Raw genomic sequence first — 15716 nt, 5'->3', positions numbered from 1 at the left:
TCGGGTGCCCCCGGGGGTTGGGGGGGGGGGGGGGGGCGCCCCGGGCTGCCCGGGGGGGGGGGGGGGGGGGCCCCCCCCCCCCCCCGGGCCCCCCCCCCCCCCGCCCCTCCCTCGTACATGCGAACGGCGGGTTACTCCGTGCGCAGCCCGTCCGCCCGCATCAGCCGCCACAGCACCGGCATGCTCAGCAGCGTCACGACCGCGATCAGTCCGAGGCCGATCCCGACGACGGGCAGGAAGCCCCACCAGTCGATGACCTGCTGCCCGCTCATCTCCAGCAGGAGCACCCCGAGGCCGAGACCGCCCGCCACGGAGAGGGCGAGCCCGAGGAGGATCGGCACCGCCGTCTGCCACAGCACCGACCAGCTCAGGGTCGAGCGCCGGGTGCCGAAGGCGATCAGCGAGGAGAGCAGCCGCTTGCGGTCCCTGAGCTGCTCCAGGGTCGCCACCAGGAGCGAGGCCGCGACCAGCAGCATCGTCAGGGTGGAGCCGACGAGGATGCCGGTGCGGACGCTGGAGAACGCCGCGTCGCGCTGGGTGTCCTTCAGTTCGCGCACCCAGGACGTCGGATCGATGGCGTCCGCCGTGTTCCGTACGAGATCGGCGGCGTCGGGCACGGCCGGGTCGAGCCGGACCATGGCCAGCGAGTCCGGCTCGTCGAGCAGGGCGGTGTCGATCGCCTTCGGGGTGGCGAGCACGCCGTACTGGTACATGCCCGTCGGGTCCGGGCGGGAGTCCACGACCTCGGCCGTGGCGGGGATGCGCCACTGAGGCAGCGGCCCCTCGGGGGGCTTCGGCGCGTCCGGGTGCGGATGCGGGTCGCGCAGGGCGACCGTGGCACCGGGCCGTGCCGCCCTGGTGACGAAGGAGTCGCCCGGGTTGCCCTGCGCGCCGTGCGCGAGGAGGACGAAGACGTCGCCGTCCGCGCAGGAGGGGAGCGTGGCGAACTCCCGGAGGGAGGCGCAGTCGCCGACCCGGAGCGAGACCATCGGGGAGAACTCCTCGCCCCCCTTCAGGGGGCCGGGCCGCCACACGCGCGACTCGACGATGCCGGTGACGCCGGCCACGCCCTCGGTCCGCCCGATGCGGTCGATCATCCCGCGGGCCTCGGCGGCGTTCTTCGCGTCGGCGCCGATCGCGATCCGGGCGCGGGACGTGTCCTCGCCCGTGACCTGCGTGAAGTCGTTCTCCATCGCCTGGAAGAGCATCTGGAGCGCGATGGCCCCGGTCGCCGCGACGACGATCCCGCTGACCGCGCGGGCCGCCGTGCCGCTGCTCAGCTGGAGCCTGCGGACCGCGAGCTGCCAGGCCACCGGGCCGGCGTGCAGCCGCTTCACGCCCGCCTCGACGAGCCACGGCAGGAGCGAGGTGAGGCCGATCAGGGCGAGCGTGGTGCCGGCCACGACACCGACGGTGTCGATGCTGGTCCGGGTCACCTGGACGTCGCCGATGAGCGGGATGAGGAAGGCCGTGCCGGCGGCGAGGAGCAGCAGCCGCCACCACAGCCGGCGGCGGCGCGGGGTGGAGGTCCGTACGACGCCGAGCGGTTCGATCGCCACCCCGCGCAGCGCGAAGAGGGTGACCACGACGGAGGCGACCGGGACGACGGCGAGGACGAGCGCGGCGAGCGCGGGCATCGGCACGACGTCGGACGGGAAGGCGTTGACGTCCCAGATGGTGAAGACCCCCGCGAACTGCCGGGCCACCGCGAAGAGTCCGAGGCCCACGAGGAGGCCGAGCAGCGCGCCCGCGAGGGATTCCCCGGCCGCGATCCGCCGGGTCATGGCGGTGTCCGCGCCGATCAGCCGGAGGGCGGCGAGCCGCCGGTCGCGCTGCTCGCCGCCGAAGCGGACGGCGGTCGCGATGAAGACGAGCACCGGCAGGAGCATGACGACGCAGGCGACGACGACGAGGAGGACGAGGAAGGCGTTCATCGGCTCCTCGGGGACCGACCAGCCGTAGCGCGTGCCGCGCCCGTCGTAGTTCTCGGTGTCGAGGAAGTCGACGTGGGCGACGTACCGCAGGTCGGCCGGGCCGATGAGCCCGGCGGGACCGATCGTCCCGGCGACCTCGTAGGGGAGCCGTTTCCTGAGGAGGGCGCCCTCGGGGGAGTCGAGCAGCTTCCCCAGCGCGGGGGAGACGAACATCTCGCCGGTCCGGGGGAACGCCGGGGTGCCCGGCGGCACCGGGGGCGCGTCGCCCTCGGGGCGCAGCAGCAGGCCGCTGATGACCTCGTCCCGGTAGGTGGTGGCCCTGGTGAGGTGGAGGAAGGAGTCGGGGCGGGGGGAGTCGACCTGCTCGCTGCCGTCGACGGCGCGGACCGCCTCCCGGACCTCCCGCTGGAAGAGCATGTTCGGGAAGGAGGCGGCGAGCAGCAGCAGGGCCACGCCGAAGCCGACGCCGGTCGCGGTCAGCAGGGTGCGGAGCAGGCCGGAGCGGCCGCCGGTGACCGCGAACCGGGCGCCGAGCGTCAGGTCGCGGGCCCAGGTGCCGAGGCTCATGCGGCCCACTCCGCGTCCCGTACGGAACCGTCCCGGACGACGACCTCGCGGTCGGAGTAGGCGGCGACCCGGGCCTCGTGGGTGACGAGGACGACGGCGGCACCGGTGTCCCGGGAGGCGTCGGTGAGGAGCCGCATGACCCGCTCGCCGTTGAGGGAGTCGAGCGCGCCGGTCGGCTCGTCGGCGAAGATCACGCGCGGGGCGGTGACGAGGGCGCGGGCGACGGCGACGCGCTGGCCCTGGCCGCCGGATATCTCGCCGGGGCGCTTGCCCGCGACGGCGTCGACCTCCAGGCGGGCGAGCCACTCGGCGGCCCTGGCCTCGGCGGCCTTGCGCTTCTCGCCGTTCAGGCGGAGCGGGAGGGCGACGTTCTCGACGCAGGTCAGCTCGGGGACGAGCTGGCCGAACTGGAAGACGAAGCCGAAGTCGGTGCGGCGCAGGGAGCTGCGCGCGCCGTCGGAGAGCGCGGTGAGCTCGCGCCCGTCGTAGGTGATGGTGCCCGCGTCGGGGCGCACGATGCCGGCCAGGCAGTGCAGGAGCGTGGACTTGCCGGAGCCGGAGGGGCCCATGACGGCGACGACCTCGCCGGCCCGGAGGGCGAAGTCGGCGCCCGCGAGCGCCGGGGTCGGGCCGTAGGCCTTGTCGAGGCCGGTGGCGCGGAGCAGCGGGGCGGAGCTCATCGGCGGATCTCCTCGGCGAGGGCGTCGAGGCGGGCGGCGGTCAGCTCCAGCCAGCGCAGGTCCGCTTCCAGGTGGAAGAGGGCGTGGTCGCAGATGAGCTGGTCGGCGAGGTCGCCGTCGCGCTTGCGCCGGGTGAGCTCGCGCATCAGGCGCAGGTGCTCGGCGCGCTGGGTGTCGAGGATGTCGGCGGCCCCGCGGCCGGTGAGCAGGGCCAGGACGACCTTGGTGTAGAGCGTGGACTGGAGGTACGGCTCCGGCTTCTCGGGGGTGGCGAGCCACTGGGCGACATCGGTGATGCCGGCCTCGGTGATCGCGTACCGCTTCCGCTCCGGGCCGCCGCCGGCCTCGATGCCGTCGACGACGACCAGGCCGTTCTTCAGGAGCCGGGACATCGTCGAGTAGACCTGGCCGTAGTGGAGCGGCCGGTCCTGGCCGAACTTCTCGTCGAAGGCGCGCTTGAGGTCGTAGCCGTGGCGCGGTCCGGACTCCAGGAGTCCGAGGAGGGTGTGACCGATGGACATGCCCCTCACTGTACATGCGGTGTATACGCGCGATGTATAGCCGGGCCGGGCCGGTTCGAGCCGGGTCGGGCACCAAGAGGAACCAACCCTTCACGCAACCATCCGGTCTGCCCGAGCGTCGGTTCCTCTGGGCGTGGGTGCTGATTCTCACGTCCGGAAAAGACGTGATCGGTTGTCCTTTGTCCGTCTCGCCGGTGTTAGCTGTCTGAGCTGATCCGGCGCGAACGGGCTCAGCACCGAGGGCGCCGGACACACGACGAGGAGCGACTGGACACATGGGCCGACCGGACAAGGGCAAGGCGAAGAAGCGCGGCATACGCCGCCTCTTCACCTGGAAGAAGATCCTGGGCACCTTCTTCGTGTTCTGCCTGCTCGGCATGGGCGCCCTCTACGTCGTCTACCTGCTGGTCCCGGTGCCCTCGGCCAACGCCGAGGCGACGATGCAGAGCAACATCTACAAGTACTCCAACGGCAAGATCCTCGCCCGCACCGGCGAGATCAACCGCGAGATCGTCGGCCTGGAGAAGATCCCGCTGCCGGTCCAGAAGGCGTTCGTCGCCGCCGAGAACAAGACCTTCTACAAGGACCACGGCGTCGACATCAAGGGCACCACCCGCGCCGCCTGGAACACCATCACGGGCAAGGGCAAGCAGGGCGGCTCGACGATCACCCAGCAGTACGTCAAGAACTTCTACCTGAGCCAGGACCAGACCGCGACGCGCAAGCTCAAGGAGATGGTCATCGCCATCAAGGTCGACGAGAAGTCGACCAAGAGCGAGATCCTCGCCGGGTACATCAACACCAGCTACTACGGCCGCAGCGCCTACGGCATACAGGCCGCCGCCCGCTCGTACTACGGCGTCGACGCCACCAAGCTGACCACCGCCCAGGGCGCCTACCTCGCCTCGCTGCTCCAGGCCCCCAACCAGTACGACTGGACCTCCGCCAACGCCACCGGCCGCAAGCTCGTCGAGGACCGCTGGAACTACGTCCTCGACAACATGGTCGGCGAGGGCTGGCTCTCGCCGACCGAGCGCGCCGGCATGAAGTTCCCCGTGCCGCAGAAGCCCAAGCCCCTCCCCGGCATGGAGGGCCAGACCGGCTACATCGTCGAGGCCGCCAACCAGGAGCTGATGCGCCAGGGCGTCAGCGAGGAGGACATCAAGGCCGGCGGCTGGACGATCACCCTCAACATCGACGAGAAGAAGCAGAAGGACCTCGTCAAGGCGGTCGACAAGGAGCTGGAGGCCAAGCTCGACCGCAAGGGCAACGAGAAGCAGGCCACCGTCCAGGCCGGCGCCACCTCCGTCGACCCGAAGACCGGCGCGGTCGTCGCGCTGTACGGCGGCGTCGGCGCCACCGAGCACTGGATGTCCAACGCCACCCGCCGCGACTACCAGCCCGCCTCCACCTTCAAGCCGATCGTCCTCGCCTCCGCCGTCGACAACCACGCCCTCACCCAGGACGGCCGGCAGATCGGCCTCGGCACGATCTACGACGGCGACAGCCAGCGGCCGGTCGTCGGCAGCCCCATCGCCTTCGCCCCGGAGAACGAGGACGACCGCAGCTACGGTCCCGTCACCGTCCAGAGGGCCACCAACAGCTCGATCAACTCGGTCTTCGCCCAGATGATCGTCGACGTCACCCCGGCCAAGGCCAAGAAGACCGCCCTCGCCCTCGGCATGAAGGACGGCGCGGGCTTCCCCGAGACCCCCGCCATCTCCCTCGGCACCATGGGCGCCTCGACCATGGACATGGCCGGCGCCTACGCCACGCTCGACAACCACGGCAAGAAGGTCACCCCGACCCTGGTGAAGACCGCCGAGCACAAGGACCGCACGGTCAAGGGCGCCCAGCCGATCGGCGAGCAGGTCATCAGCCGCGAGGCCGCCGACACCGCCACCCAGGCCATGAGGGGCGTCGTGCGCAGCGGCTCCGGCACCCGCGCCGCCGGCGACTACGAGGCCGCCGGCAAGACCGGCACCTCCGAGAACAACCGCTCCGCCTGGTTCGTGGGCTACACCCCCGAGCTCGTCACCGCCGTCGGCCTCTTCGGCGAGGACGCCAAGGGCAACCAGGTCACCCTCACCAACACCATCAACGAGGGCCGCGCCAACGGTGGCAAGACGCCCGCCGAGATCTGGGGCGACTACACCGAGCGCGCCCTGAACGGCGGCTCGGACGCCGCCTTCGACCTGGAGACCGACGGCGCCGCCCCGGACGGCACGCTCCCGGACCCCACCGCGACCAGCGAGGCTCCGGCGACCGAGGAGCCGACCGAGGCGCCGACGACGGCCACCACGGCCCCGACCACCCCGCCGACCTCGCCGGCCACCACGCCGCCGCAGCCGACGGACCCCGTCACCACGCCGCCGGACCCCACCCAGGAGCCGACGACGCCCCCCACGTTCCCGACGGCCCCGCCCACCTCGGTCCAGCCCCCGGACGCCGGCGGCGACCCGAACGCGAACAGCACCGGCCGCCCGAACAACGGCTGACGCACACGACCGAAGGCCGGACCCCGCGCAGGGGTCCGGCCTTCGGCGTACTCGTACGGCGACTCAGGTACGGGTCGACAGCTCGAACCAGACGACCTTGCCGCCCGACAGACGGGTCGCCCCCCACCGCCGCGCGAGACGGTTCACCAGGAAGAGCCCGCGCCCGCCCTCGTCCGTGTCCCGCGCCCGCCGCTGCCGGGGCAGCTGCGGCGAGTCGTCGCCGACCTCGCAGCGCAGCACGTCCGTACGGAGCAGCCGCAGGGTCACCGGCCGCTCCGCGTACCGCACGGCGTTCGTCACGACCTCGCTGATCAGCAGCTCGACCGAGTCCGTCAGCTCCTCCAGGTCCCAGCGGGCGAGCGCCCGCCGGGCCAGCCGCCGGGCCCGCCCCGGGGCCGCGTCCTCCGGCTCCAGGAACCAGTACGCCACGTCGCTCGGCGCGATCCCGTCGAACCGGGCCGCGAGCAGCGCGATGTCGTCGTCCCGGTCACCCGGACCCAGCATGTCCAGGACGTCGTCGCAGAGCGCCTCCAGGGGCGGCGAGTGGTCCGGGCCCGTCAGCTGCGCGGTCGCCGCGAGGCGCTCCCGCAGCTGCTCGATCCCCGTCCACACGTCCCGCAGCCGGGACTCGACCAGACCGTCCGTGTACAGCAGCAGCGTGGCGCCCGCCGGGGCGTCCAGCTCGACCGCCTCGAAGTCCACCCCGCCGACCCCGATCGGGGCGCCGGGCGGCACCCGCAGCACCTCGGCGCGGCCGCCCAGGTGGAGCAGTATCGGCGGCGGATGACCCGCGTTGGCGACCGTGATCCGGTGCGAGACCGGGTCGTACACCGCGTACATGCAGGTCGCCATCCGGTCCTGGCCGAGCCGCTGCGCCTGCTCGTCCAGGTGGTGCAGGACCTCCTGCGGCGGCAGGTCGAGACCGGCCAGGGTCTGCGCGGTGGTGCGCAGCTGGCCCATGATCGCCGCCGAGGTCATGGAGTGGCCCATGACGTCGCCGACGACCAGGGCGACCCGGCTGCCGGGCAGCGGGATCGCGTCGTACCAGTCGCCGCCGACCCGCGCCGTCTCCGCCGCCGGCAGATAGCGCGAGGCCAGCCGGACGCCGGTCGGCTGCGGCAGCGAGTCCGGCAGCATCGTCCGCTGGAGCTCGTCCGCGATGTACGCCTCGCGGCCGTACAGCACGGCCTTGTCGATGCCGAGCGCGGTGTGCGTGGCCAGCTGCGCCGCGACGAGCAGGTCGTTCGGTTCGAAGCCGGGCTGCTCGGGGCGGCGCAGGAACACGGCGGCGCCGATCACCCGGCGCCGGCCGCGCAGCGGCGCCAGCACCGCGCGCAGCCCGCCGGGCAGCGGGTGCTCGGGGCCGAGCAGCTCGGTCAGCGCCGCCTTGGCGGCCGCGGAGTCGCCGAAGACCGGCCGCACCCCGCGCAGCACCTCGGCGAGCGCCCCGCCGTTCCGTACCTCGCAGAGTTCGGCCGCGGGGGTCGGATCCGGATCGGGTACGAGGACCAGCTCCTCGCCCTCCAGATCGCTTAACCGGAGCCGGTCGGTGCGCCGCAGCCGCAGCACGAAGGGCGCCACCGGGCGCTCGTCGCCCACCGGGAGCGGGTCGCGGAGGTAGACCAGGATCTCGTCGGAGAAGGTCGGCACGGTGGCCCGGCACAGGCCGAGCACGATCTCGTCCAGGTCGATGCCGCGCGCGATCCGCCGCGTCGCCGCCCCGACGAACCGCAGCCGGTCCCCCTCCCGCCGCGCGGTGACGTCCCCGCCGCGCGCCCCGCCACCGGGGTGCTGCGGGGAGACGGCGACGGCCACGGCACCGGGACCCCCGGGGTGACCGACACCGCTCGGGTGGTCCGTACCGCCGAGGACGCCCGGGCGGTCGGTGACCTCGGGTGCGGCCGGGTGGTCGGTGCCGCCCGTGGTGCCGGGGTGGCCGGGGGCGTCCGGGCCCGTCGGCTGGGCGGGCACTTCCGGTGCCGGGGACGCGGGGGCCGCCGGGCCGCCGGGCAGCTCGGCGGGCAGGCCGGCCGCCGCCTCCTGGCGAGGGCGCGCGCGTTCCTGCGACCGGGCAGCCAGGGGCTGCCGGCCTTCGTGGGAGGTGGGATGCTCCGTCACGCGTGGGATTCCGTCCGTCCGGGCCGGTGGTGCGATGCACTCGCTCTTCTCGCCGATGCCGCGCCTTCGGCGGGGGTAAACCCCTCGTATGCAGCGGATGTGGACGTTCCGCGAGCCGCGGCAACGGCAGGGGTCGGAACACCCGGGCGCACGTCCGGCACTGCTCTCCCCCTCGTGGATGACTTCTGGTCAGGTCCTGCGCTGTGCTGAGTCGTTGACGTGCTGTTCCGTCGGTCTGACGTGGTGTCCGATCCGTCGCTGTCGTGCGGAGGACGATCCTACGTTTGAACCCCTGGGGCGCATCAAGGGTCTCACGGCGCCGTGTGCGCCGGAGTGCGATCCCAGTCCGCCGGAAGTTCGGGAACTCGCCATTCCGGATCGGGCCGCCAGTCCTCCCAGCCGTCCGCGAACGGCGTCCCCCACGCCTTGATCCGCTCCACCGCCCGCTCCCCGGCCGCCCGCACCCGCTCGGCCTGCTCCGGGCCCATCAGACCGGACCGCTGGGCCTGCGCGAACTCGTCCTCGTCCCGCCACAGCCAGCTGCGGTCGGGGTAGACGGAGATGTCGAGGAAGTGGTCCTCGGAGTCGAGGCCGCCGGACCACCGGGTCCGCGGCTCCTCCAGGTTCACGTACCAGCTGCGGAAGCGCCAGCCGCGCTCCCAGAACAGCCAGACCGACCACGGCTCGCCGGGCCGGGCCAGCTTCAGCACCCCGCTGCCGGCCCAGCGCGCGCGCTCGGTGGTGCGCGGGGCGGTGTAGCGGGTGGCGAGCGGCTCGTCGTGGACGGGCGTGCCGTCGGCGAGCACGGGCCGGACGCACTCGGTGCCGGGCGCCATCCAGACCGCGAGCAGGTCCGGCGTGTCCTGCACGACCGTCACCGGTCGGCAGATGTGCACCGCGCCGGTGCCGTTGCCGCGGTAGCGCCAGAGGATGTGATCCCCCGGCGCCCAGTGCTGAGAGCCGTCCGATCCTGTCATGCGCAGATCTTAGGGGCGCGCTCCCACGACCGCTGCGGTACAGATCACGGAGGGGACGGCTACCGGCCGGTCGCTACCGGCCGGTCACCTGGGGCCGTCCCCCTACGGGTGCGTCATGCGCAGCACGTCCAGCGCCTCGTCCAGCTGCTCGACCGTCAGGTCGCCCCGCTCGACGTAGCCGGAGTCGAGGACCACCTCGCGGATGGTCCTCCGCTCGGCGAGGGACCTCTTCGCGACCTTGGCGGCCTCCTCGTACCCGATGTACTTGTTCAGCGGGGTGACGACGGACGGCGAGGACTCGGCGTACTCGCGGGCGCGCTCCACGTTCGCGGTGATCCCGTCGACCGTGCGGTCGGCGAGCAGCCGGGAGGCGTTGGCGAGGAGCCGTACGGACTCCAGGAGGTTCTTGGCCATCACCGGCAGCATCACGTTGAGCTCGAAGTTCCCGGCCGCGCCCGCCACCGCCACGGTGGTGTCGTTTCCGGTCACCTGCGCGGCGACCATCAGGACCGCCTCGGGGATCACCGGGTTGACCTTGCCGGGCATGATCGAGGAGCCGGGCTGGAGGTCGGGGAGGTTGATCTCGGCGAGGCCGGTGCGCGGGCCGCTGGCCATCCAGCGCAGATCGTTGGCGATCTTGGTGAGGGAGACGGCGACGGTCCTGAGCTGCCCGGACGTCTCCACCAGGGCATCGCGGGCGCCCTGGGCCTCGAAGTGGTCGCGGGCCTCGGTCAGCGGCAGTCCGGTGGCCCGGGCGACCTCGGCGATGACGGCCGCGGAGAAGCCGGCCGGGGTGTTGATGCCGGTGCCCACCGCCGTACCGCCGAGGGGGAGTTCGGCGAGCCGGGGGAGTGCCGCGCGCAGCCGCTCGGCGCCGTACCTCACCTGGGCCGCGTAGCCGCCGAACTCCTGGCCGAGGGTGACCGGGGTGGCGTCCATCAGATGCGTACGGCCGGACTTCACCACCGTCGAGAATTCGGCTGATTTTCGCTCCAGCGCGGTGGCCAGATGGTCGAGCGCGGGGATCAGGTCGCGGGTGACGGCGGCGGTGGCCGCGATGTGGATGGAGGAGGGGAAGACGTCGTTCGAGGACTGCGAGGCGTTGACGTGGTCGTTGGGGTGGACCTCGCGCCCCTCGGGGAGCCGCTCGGTGGCGAGGGTGGCGATGACCTCGTTGGTGTTCATGTTGGACGAGGTGCCCGAGCCGGTCTGGAAGACGTCCACGGGGAAGTGCTCGTCCCAGCGGCCCTCCGCGACCTCCTCGGCGGCCGATTCGATCGCCTCCGCGCGGTCCTCGTCGATCACCCCGAGCTCGGCGTTGACCTTGGCGGCCGCGGCCTTGATCCGGGCCAGGGCCTCGATGTGGGCGCGCTCCAGGCGCTGCCCGGAGACCGGGAAGTTCTCCACGGCCCGCTGGGTCTGGGCCCGCCACTTGGCGTGGGCGGGAACCCGCACCTCACCCATGGAGTCGTGCTCGACGCGGTAGCCGCCGTCCTCGTTCATGTCTCTCAACCTCCTGAAAAAGATGAGCACTTCTCTTGTTCGACGTATTCCCAAGACGCCTACCGGCCAGTAAAAACCGTGGGTAACCCCACTTCCAGGAGGCGCAGTGAAGCGCACCAGGTACAGACTCCGCTGGCCACTCGCGGTCGCGGCCGCCGCCGCGGCGGCCCTCGGCAGCATGACCGCCGCGGCCCCCGCCGGCGCGGCCGACACGAGCACGACGGCCGGAATCACCTCCGTACCGCTCTCTCCCGAGCTGGAGGCGATCCGGGCGGCCGAGGCCACCAAGATCTACGGCAGCCCCGAGGAGCGCCCGCTCGCCCAGCGCAGGACCGGCCTGATCTCCCTCGGTGACAGCGAGATCTCCGGCGAGGGCGTCGGCTCCTACGAGTCGCCGACCAACGGGCCCACCAACTGGTGCCACCGCTCGCCCGACGCCGCCATCCACCGCACCGGAATCCCCGCGGACCTCACGTTCAACGTGGCCTGCTCCGGCGCGTACACCGGCAACATCCGGATCGGCGGCGCCAAGCAGTACGCCGACGAGCTCGTCCAGAGCGACAACCTCGCGATCAAGGCGCGCAACACCCGCATCAAGATGGTGCTGCTCGTCGCCGGAGCCAACGACGACCTGCAGTTCGGGCCCGTCATGACCGACTGCGTCGAGCGGTACGTGCTCAGCCAGGGCACCTGCGAGCCCAAGTACGCCCCCGGCTGGCAGGCCCGCGTCGACGCGCTCGTCCCCAAGGTCGAGCAGACGGTCAGCGACCTCAAGACCGTCATGCGGGACGCCGGATACGCCGACGGCGACTACAAGCTCGTCGTCATGGGCTACCCCAGCCCTATCGGCCCCGACTTCTACGACAACCCGAACTTCCCCGGCAAGCTCGCCTGCGGCGGCATGGGCTACGACTCCGACACCAAGTGGGGCCGCAACACCGCCGTCCCCGCCTTCGAGCGGGGCATGCGCAAGGTCGCGGCCGACACCGGCGTCACCTTCCTCGACAACTCCCGCCTCTTCCACGGCCACGAGGTCTGCATGGAGGACACCTGGGCCCGGGGCCTCTACATCGACCTCTCCAAGCCCGGCGGCCTCGACGAGAACTCCGTACGCCAGTCCTTCCACCCCAACTACCGCGGCCACGGCGCCTTCGCCTCCTGCCTGACCCAGATCTACAACTCGGGCGCGCGCGAGGCGGGCTGCGCCGACGTCAACTCCTCCGGCACCCCGACGCTCTTCCCGCTCGCCTGGGACGACGCGTACCAGCCGCTGAGGAACCAGGCCACCGGCAACTGCCTGGACGTCAACGCCTCCGAGTCGGCCAACGGCACCGCCGTCCTCGGCTGGGACTGCCACGGCGGCCGCAACCAGAACTGGTGGTACGACTCCGCCCGGCAGACCCTCCACACCCAGCTCACCCAGGACCGCTGCCTGGACGTGCCGGGAGCCGCCTACCAGGCCGGCAAGGCCCTCATCATCTGGAACTGCAGCGGCGCGGCCAACCAGAAGTTCGTCCGTGACGGCGCCACCGTCCGGCCCGCGGCCGCGACCGGACTCTGCCTCACCCAGGGCGCGGCGAAGGAGCCGATCCGGCTCCAGAACTGCGACGGCTCCGCGAACCAGAAGTTCGCCTAGGGCCCCGGGAACGCCGCGGCCCCCGTCCGGTGCGGGACGGGGGCCGCGGTCATGCCCGGAGGGCGGTGGATTCCGGGGTGGACTCCTCCGAACGGGCGAAGTCGCGGTGATCGCCGGACAATGTGAAGCGTGCCGAGGGGGACCCCCATCCCACGGGAGGCAGGACATGACCCGCAGCTTCAGGAGGACCGGCGCGCTCGGCGTCTGCGCGGTCGCCGCCGTCGCGGCGACCACCTTCGCCGCCGTCCCCGTCTCCGCCCACAGCGGAGACGGCTTCGAGTTCACGCTCTACGCCAAGCAGGTCTCGCCCCCCGCGACGAACCAGAGCAGCCCACCGCCCAAGGTCGGGGACATGCCCGTCTTCGCCGACGACCTCTACAAGACCAAGGGCGGCGAGAAGGTCGGCCGCGACGGCGTGACCTGCGCCGTGGTGCGCGTCTCCGGCGACCAGGTCGACATGAACTGCGTCGGCACCATCGTCCTGAACGGCGGACCGGGCGGACAGCTCACCGCCCAGGCCCTCACCACCTTCGACACCTCGAACGAGGCCCCGTCCGCCTTCGACATCGCCGTCACCGGCGGAACCGGCGACTTCAAGCAGGCGCGTGGATACATCACCTCGACCCCTGACGGGGACTACGACCGGATGGAGTTCCACATCACCACGCGGTGAGCCCGTTACGACAGCTTGCCGCCGTAGTCCGGGAGCTTGAAGGCGCGCTCGGCGTGTCCGCCGACGAGGTCGGTCGTGTTGTTGCCGATGTTCGCGATGATCGTGTAGCCCTTGGCCTCGATCTCGGCGCGCTTCTCGGTCTTGTACGCGCTGACCTCGGCGAACAGGTCGGGCAGCGAGCGCACGTAAAGCCCGTCGACCGGGTAGCCGGCCTTCTTCAGGTTCCAGTCCGTCAGGGAGTAGATGATCCCGGGCCGGGCGGTGACGAAGAAGACGGCCACCCCGCGCGCGTGGGCGTCGGCGACGAGCGCGCGCACGTCCGCGATGGCCGGGGTCGGCAGCTCCCAGAACGGGTGGAAGTCCGTCTCCAGGGAGCTGTTGTCGATGTCGAGGACGATGGCCTGCTTCTCGCGGCCGGCGTTCTCGGCACGTGCCTCGATGTACGGCCGGGCCTCGGCGACCACGGCCGCCACGTCCCGCCGCCAGGTCGTGTAGTCGACGCCCGCGAGGGCCGCCGTCGAGGTGACGTGCGTGTCCGGGTCCGCGGCGGAGGCGGCGGGCGCCGCGCCGACGACGAGGACGGCGGTCAGGCCGAGGGCCGCGGCGGTGGTCTTGGCGGAGGGCATGGGGGCTCCCGAGGGGTCGAACCGGCTCAGTGGTTGACATGCTCGCGACCCATACTGGCCAGTAGGTGACGAGAGGGCTACCGGTCGGTAGCGACTTTCTGAGCGAAGATCGACGACGCCCCCCGGCCGGAAGGGCCGAGGGGCGTCGCGGGAGCCCGCGGGACCGGGTCAGGCGAGACCGGGACCCCGCACCGGGATGTGCGTGAAGGTCGGCTCGGGTGCCGGGTTCTGGAAGAAGTCGTTGCCCTTGTCGTCGACGACGACGAAGGCCGGGAAGTCCTCGACCTCGATCTTCCAGACGGCCTCCATGCCGTCCTCCTCGTTGTCCAGGACCTCGATCTTCTTGATGCAGTCCTGGGCGAGGCGGGCGGCCGGGCCGCCGATGGAGCCGAGGTAGAAGCCGCCGTGCGTGCCGCACGCGTCCGTGACCTGCTTGGAGCGGTTGCCCTTCGCGAGCATCACCATCGAGCCGCCCGCCGCCTGGAACTGCTCCACGTACGAGTCCATCCGGCCGGCCGTCGTCGGGCCGAAGGAACCCGACGCGTAGCCCTCGGGGGTCTTCGCCGGGCCGGCGTAGTAGACCGGGTGGTCCTTCATGTACTGCGGCATGTCCTCGCCGGCGTCGAGCCGCGCCTTGATCTTGGCATGCGCGATGTCGCGGGCCACCACCAGCGAACCGGTCAGCGAGAGCCGCGTCTTGACCGGGTACTTGGTCAGCTCGGCGAGGATCTCGTCCATCGGCTGGTTGAGGTCGATCTTCACGACGTCACCCGCCTCGTCCAGGTGGGAGTCCTCGGTCTCCGGCAGGAAGCGCGCCGGGTCGGTCTCCAGCTGCTCCAGGAAGACGCCCTCGGCGGTGATCTTCGCGACGGCCTGGCGGTCGGCCGAGCAGGAGACGGCGATCGCGACGGGCAGCGAGGCGCCGTGGCGGGGGAGGCGGACGACGCGGACGTCGTGGCAGAAGTACTTGCCGCCGAACTGCGCGCCGATGCCGATCTTCTGCGTCAGCTCGAAGACCTTCTCCTCCAGCTCCTTGTCGCGGAAGCCGTGGCCGGTGGCGGCGTCGCCCTCGGTGGGCAGCTCGTCCAGGTAGTGCGCGGAGGCGTACTTCGCGGTCTTCAGCGCGAACTCGGCGCTCGTGCCGCCGACGACGATCGCCAGGTGGTACGGCGGGCAGGCGGCCGTGCCGAGCGAACGGATCTTCTCCTCCAGGAACTTCATCATGGAGGCCTCGTTCAGGACCGCCTTGGTCTCCTGGTAGAGGAAGGACTTGTTGGCCGAGCCGCCGCCCTTGGCCATGAAGAGGAACTTGTACGCGCCGCCGTCGGTCGCGTACAGCTCGATCTGCGCGGGCAGGTTCGAGCCGGTGTTCTTCTCCTCCCACATGGTCACCGGGGCCATCTGCGAGTACCGCAGGTTCAGCTTGGTGTACGCGTCGTAGACGCCCTTGGACAGGGCCTCCTCGTCGCGGCCGGAGGTCAGCACGTTCTGGCCGCGCTTGCCCATGACGATCGCGGTGCCGGTGTCCTGGCACATGGGGAGCACGCCGGCGGCGGCGATGTTCGCGTTCTTCAGGAGGTCGAGCGCGACGAACTTGTCGTTGCTCGACGCCTCCGGGTCGTCGATGATCCGGCGCAGCTGGGCCAGGTGGGCCGGGCGCAGGAAGTGCTGGATGTCGTGGATGGCCTCGGCGGCCAGCTTGCGCAGCGCCTCCGGCTCGACCTTGAGGAACGTACGCCCGTCGGCCTCGAAGGTGGAGACACCTTCGGAGGTCACCAGGCGGTAGGGCGTGGTGTCCTCTCCCAGGGGGAGCAGATCGGAGTACGCAAACTCAGGCATGACGGCGGCCATTCCTCACTCGGCAGACAGCGGCGCGCCGCCTCCGTTGGCGGGCGCGCCCTCCAGCGTATGCCGAGGGCGCGGCCCCGATCCTGTGAGGTAAGGCTCAGTAGGGGCGCGGACCGCGCCGGAACGGCGTGTTTC

At 71.9% G+C, this 15716-nt stretch carries 11 protein-coding genes; 3 read left to right on the top strand and 8 right to left on the bottom strand.

Going from position 1 to position 15716, the window contains the following annotated elements; genetic code table 11:
- Positions 1 to 131 precede the first annotated feature (131 nt).
- Genes ACH4TP_RS02395 through ACH4TP_RS02385 form a run of 3 tightly spaced genes read right to left on the bottom strand, consistent with a single transcriptional unit; the run spans position 132 to position 3702 of the window.
- Positions 132 to 2501: an FtsX-like permease family protein gene (locus ACH4TP_RS02395; RefSeq protein WP_398435310.1), complete on the bottom strand. Its 2370-nt coding sequence runs from the start codon at positions 2499 to 2501 to the stop codon at positions 132 to 134.
- Positions 2498 to 3181 (bottom strand): ABC transporter ATP-binding protein, encoded by a 684-nt coding sequence (locus tag ACH4TP_RS02390; RefSeq protein WP_389231953.1) that lies wholly within the window; start codon positions 3179 to 3181, stop codon positions 2498 to 2500. Before ACH4TP_RS02390 ends, ACH4TP_RS02395 begins: the two co-directional genes overlap by 4 nt.
- Complete coding sequence (locus ACH4TP_RS02385; RefSeq protein ID WP_389231950.1) at positions 3178 to 3702, bottom strand: PadR family transcriptional regulator; 525 nt, start codon at positions 3700 to 3702, stop codon at positions 3178 to 3180. Before ACH4TP_RS02385 ends, ACH4TP_RS02390 begins: the two co-directional genes overlap by 4 nt.
- Before the next feature lie 275 nt (positions 3703 to 3977).
- On the opposite strand from ACH4TP_RS02385, the gene ACH4TP_RS02380 reads away from it, so the two are divergent.
- Positions 3978 to 6200, top strand: a complete 2223-nt coding sequence (locus ACH4TP_RS02380; RefSeq protein ID WP_398435308.1) for a transglycosylase domain-containing protein — start codon at positions 3978 to 3980, stop codon at positions 6198 to 6200.
- A gap of 63 nt (positions 6201 to 6263) precedes the next feature.
- Here the strand turns inward: ACH4TP_RS02380 and ACH4TP_RS02375 are convergent, their stop codons facing one another.
- The 3 genes from ACH4TP_RS02375 to ACH4TP_RS02365 all read right to left on the bottom strand — a co-directional run bounded on the left by ACH4TP_RS02375 (position 6264) and on the right by ACH4TP_RS02365 (position 10798).
- Positions 6264 to 8318 (bottom strand): SpoIIE family protein phosphatase, encoded by a 2055-nt coding sequence (locus ACH4TP_RS02375; protein WP_398435306.1) that lies wholly within the window; start codon positions 8316 to 8318, stop codon positions 6264 to 6266.
- 311 nt (positions 8319 to 8629) lie between these two features.
- Positions 8630 to 9295 (bottom strand): DUF402 domain-containing protein, encoded by a 666-nt coding sequence (locus tag ACH4TP_RS02370; RefSeq protein WP_398435304.1) that lies wholly within the window; start codon positions 9293 to 9295, stop codon positions 8630 to 8632.
- Positions 9296 to 9397: 102 nt separating this feature from the next.
- Positions 9398 to 10798, bottom strand: coding sequence for a class II fumarate hydratase (locus ACH4TP_RS02365; RefSeq protein ID WP_389231940.1), 1401 nt, complete (start codon positions 10796 to 10798; stop codon positions 9398 to 9400).
- 106 nt (positions 10799 to 10904) lie between these two features.
- On the opposite strand from ACH4TP_RS02365, the gene ACH4TP_RS02360 reads away from it, so the two are divergent.
- Both ACH4TP_RS02360 and ACH4TP_RS02355 read left to right on the top strand, forming a co-directional pair.
- Positions 10905 to 12434 carry a ricin-type beta-trefoil lectin domain protein gene (locus ACH4TP_RS02360; protein ID WP_398435303.1) on the top strand — a complete coding sequence of 510 codons (1530 nt, stop codon included), beginning with the start codon at positions 10905 to 10907 and terminating at the stop codon, positions 12432 to 12434.
- 166 nt (positions 12435 to 12600) lie between these two features.
- Positions 12601 to 13107 (top strand): dirigent protein, encoded by a 507-nt coding sequence (locus ACH4TP_RS02355; protein ID WP_389231934.1) that lies wholly within the window; start codon positions 12601 to 12603, stop codon positions 13105 to 13107.
- Positions 13108 to 13112: 5 nt separating this feature from the next.
- Here ACH4TP_RS02355 and ACH4TP_RS02350 read toward each other — a convergent pair whose 3' ends face one another.
- Both ACH4TP_RS02350 and ACH4TP_RS02345 read right to left on the bottom strand, forming a co-directional pair.
- The gene (locus tag ACH4TP_RS02350) at positions 13113 to 13733 is read right to left on the bottom strand and encodes an HAD family acid phosphatase (RefSeq protein ID WP_389231931.1); all 621 of its coding nucleotides are present in this window, start codon (positions 13731 to 13733) and stop codon (positions 13113 to 13115) included.
- Between the two features lie 168 nt (positions 13734 to 13901).
- Entirely contained in the window at positions 13902 to 15572 is a 1671-nt protein-coding gene (locus tag ACH4TP_RS02345) for a fumarate hydratase (RefSeq protein WP_389231928.1), read from the bottom strand.
- Positions 15573 to 15716: the final 144 nt, after the last annotated feature.

The organism is Streptomyces sp. NPDC021012, from assembly GCF_044333355.1.
Classification (GTDB): domain Bacteria; phylum Actinomycetota; class Actinomycetes; order Streptomycetales; family Streptomycetaceae; genus Streptomyces.
This window is presented reverse-complemented; position numbering and strand designations above follow the sequence as displayed.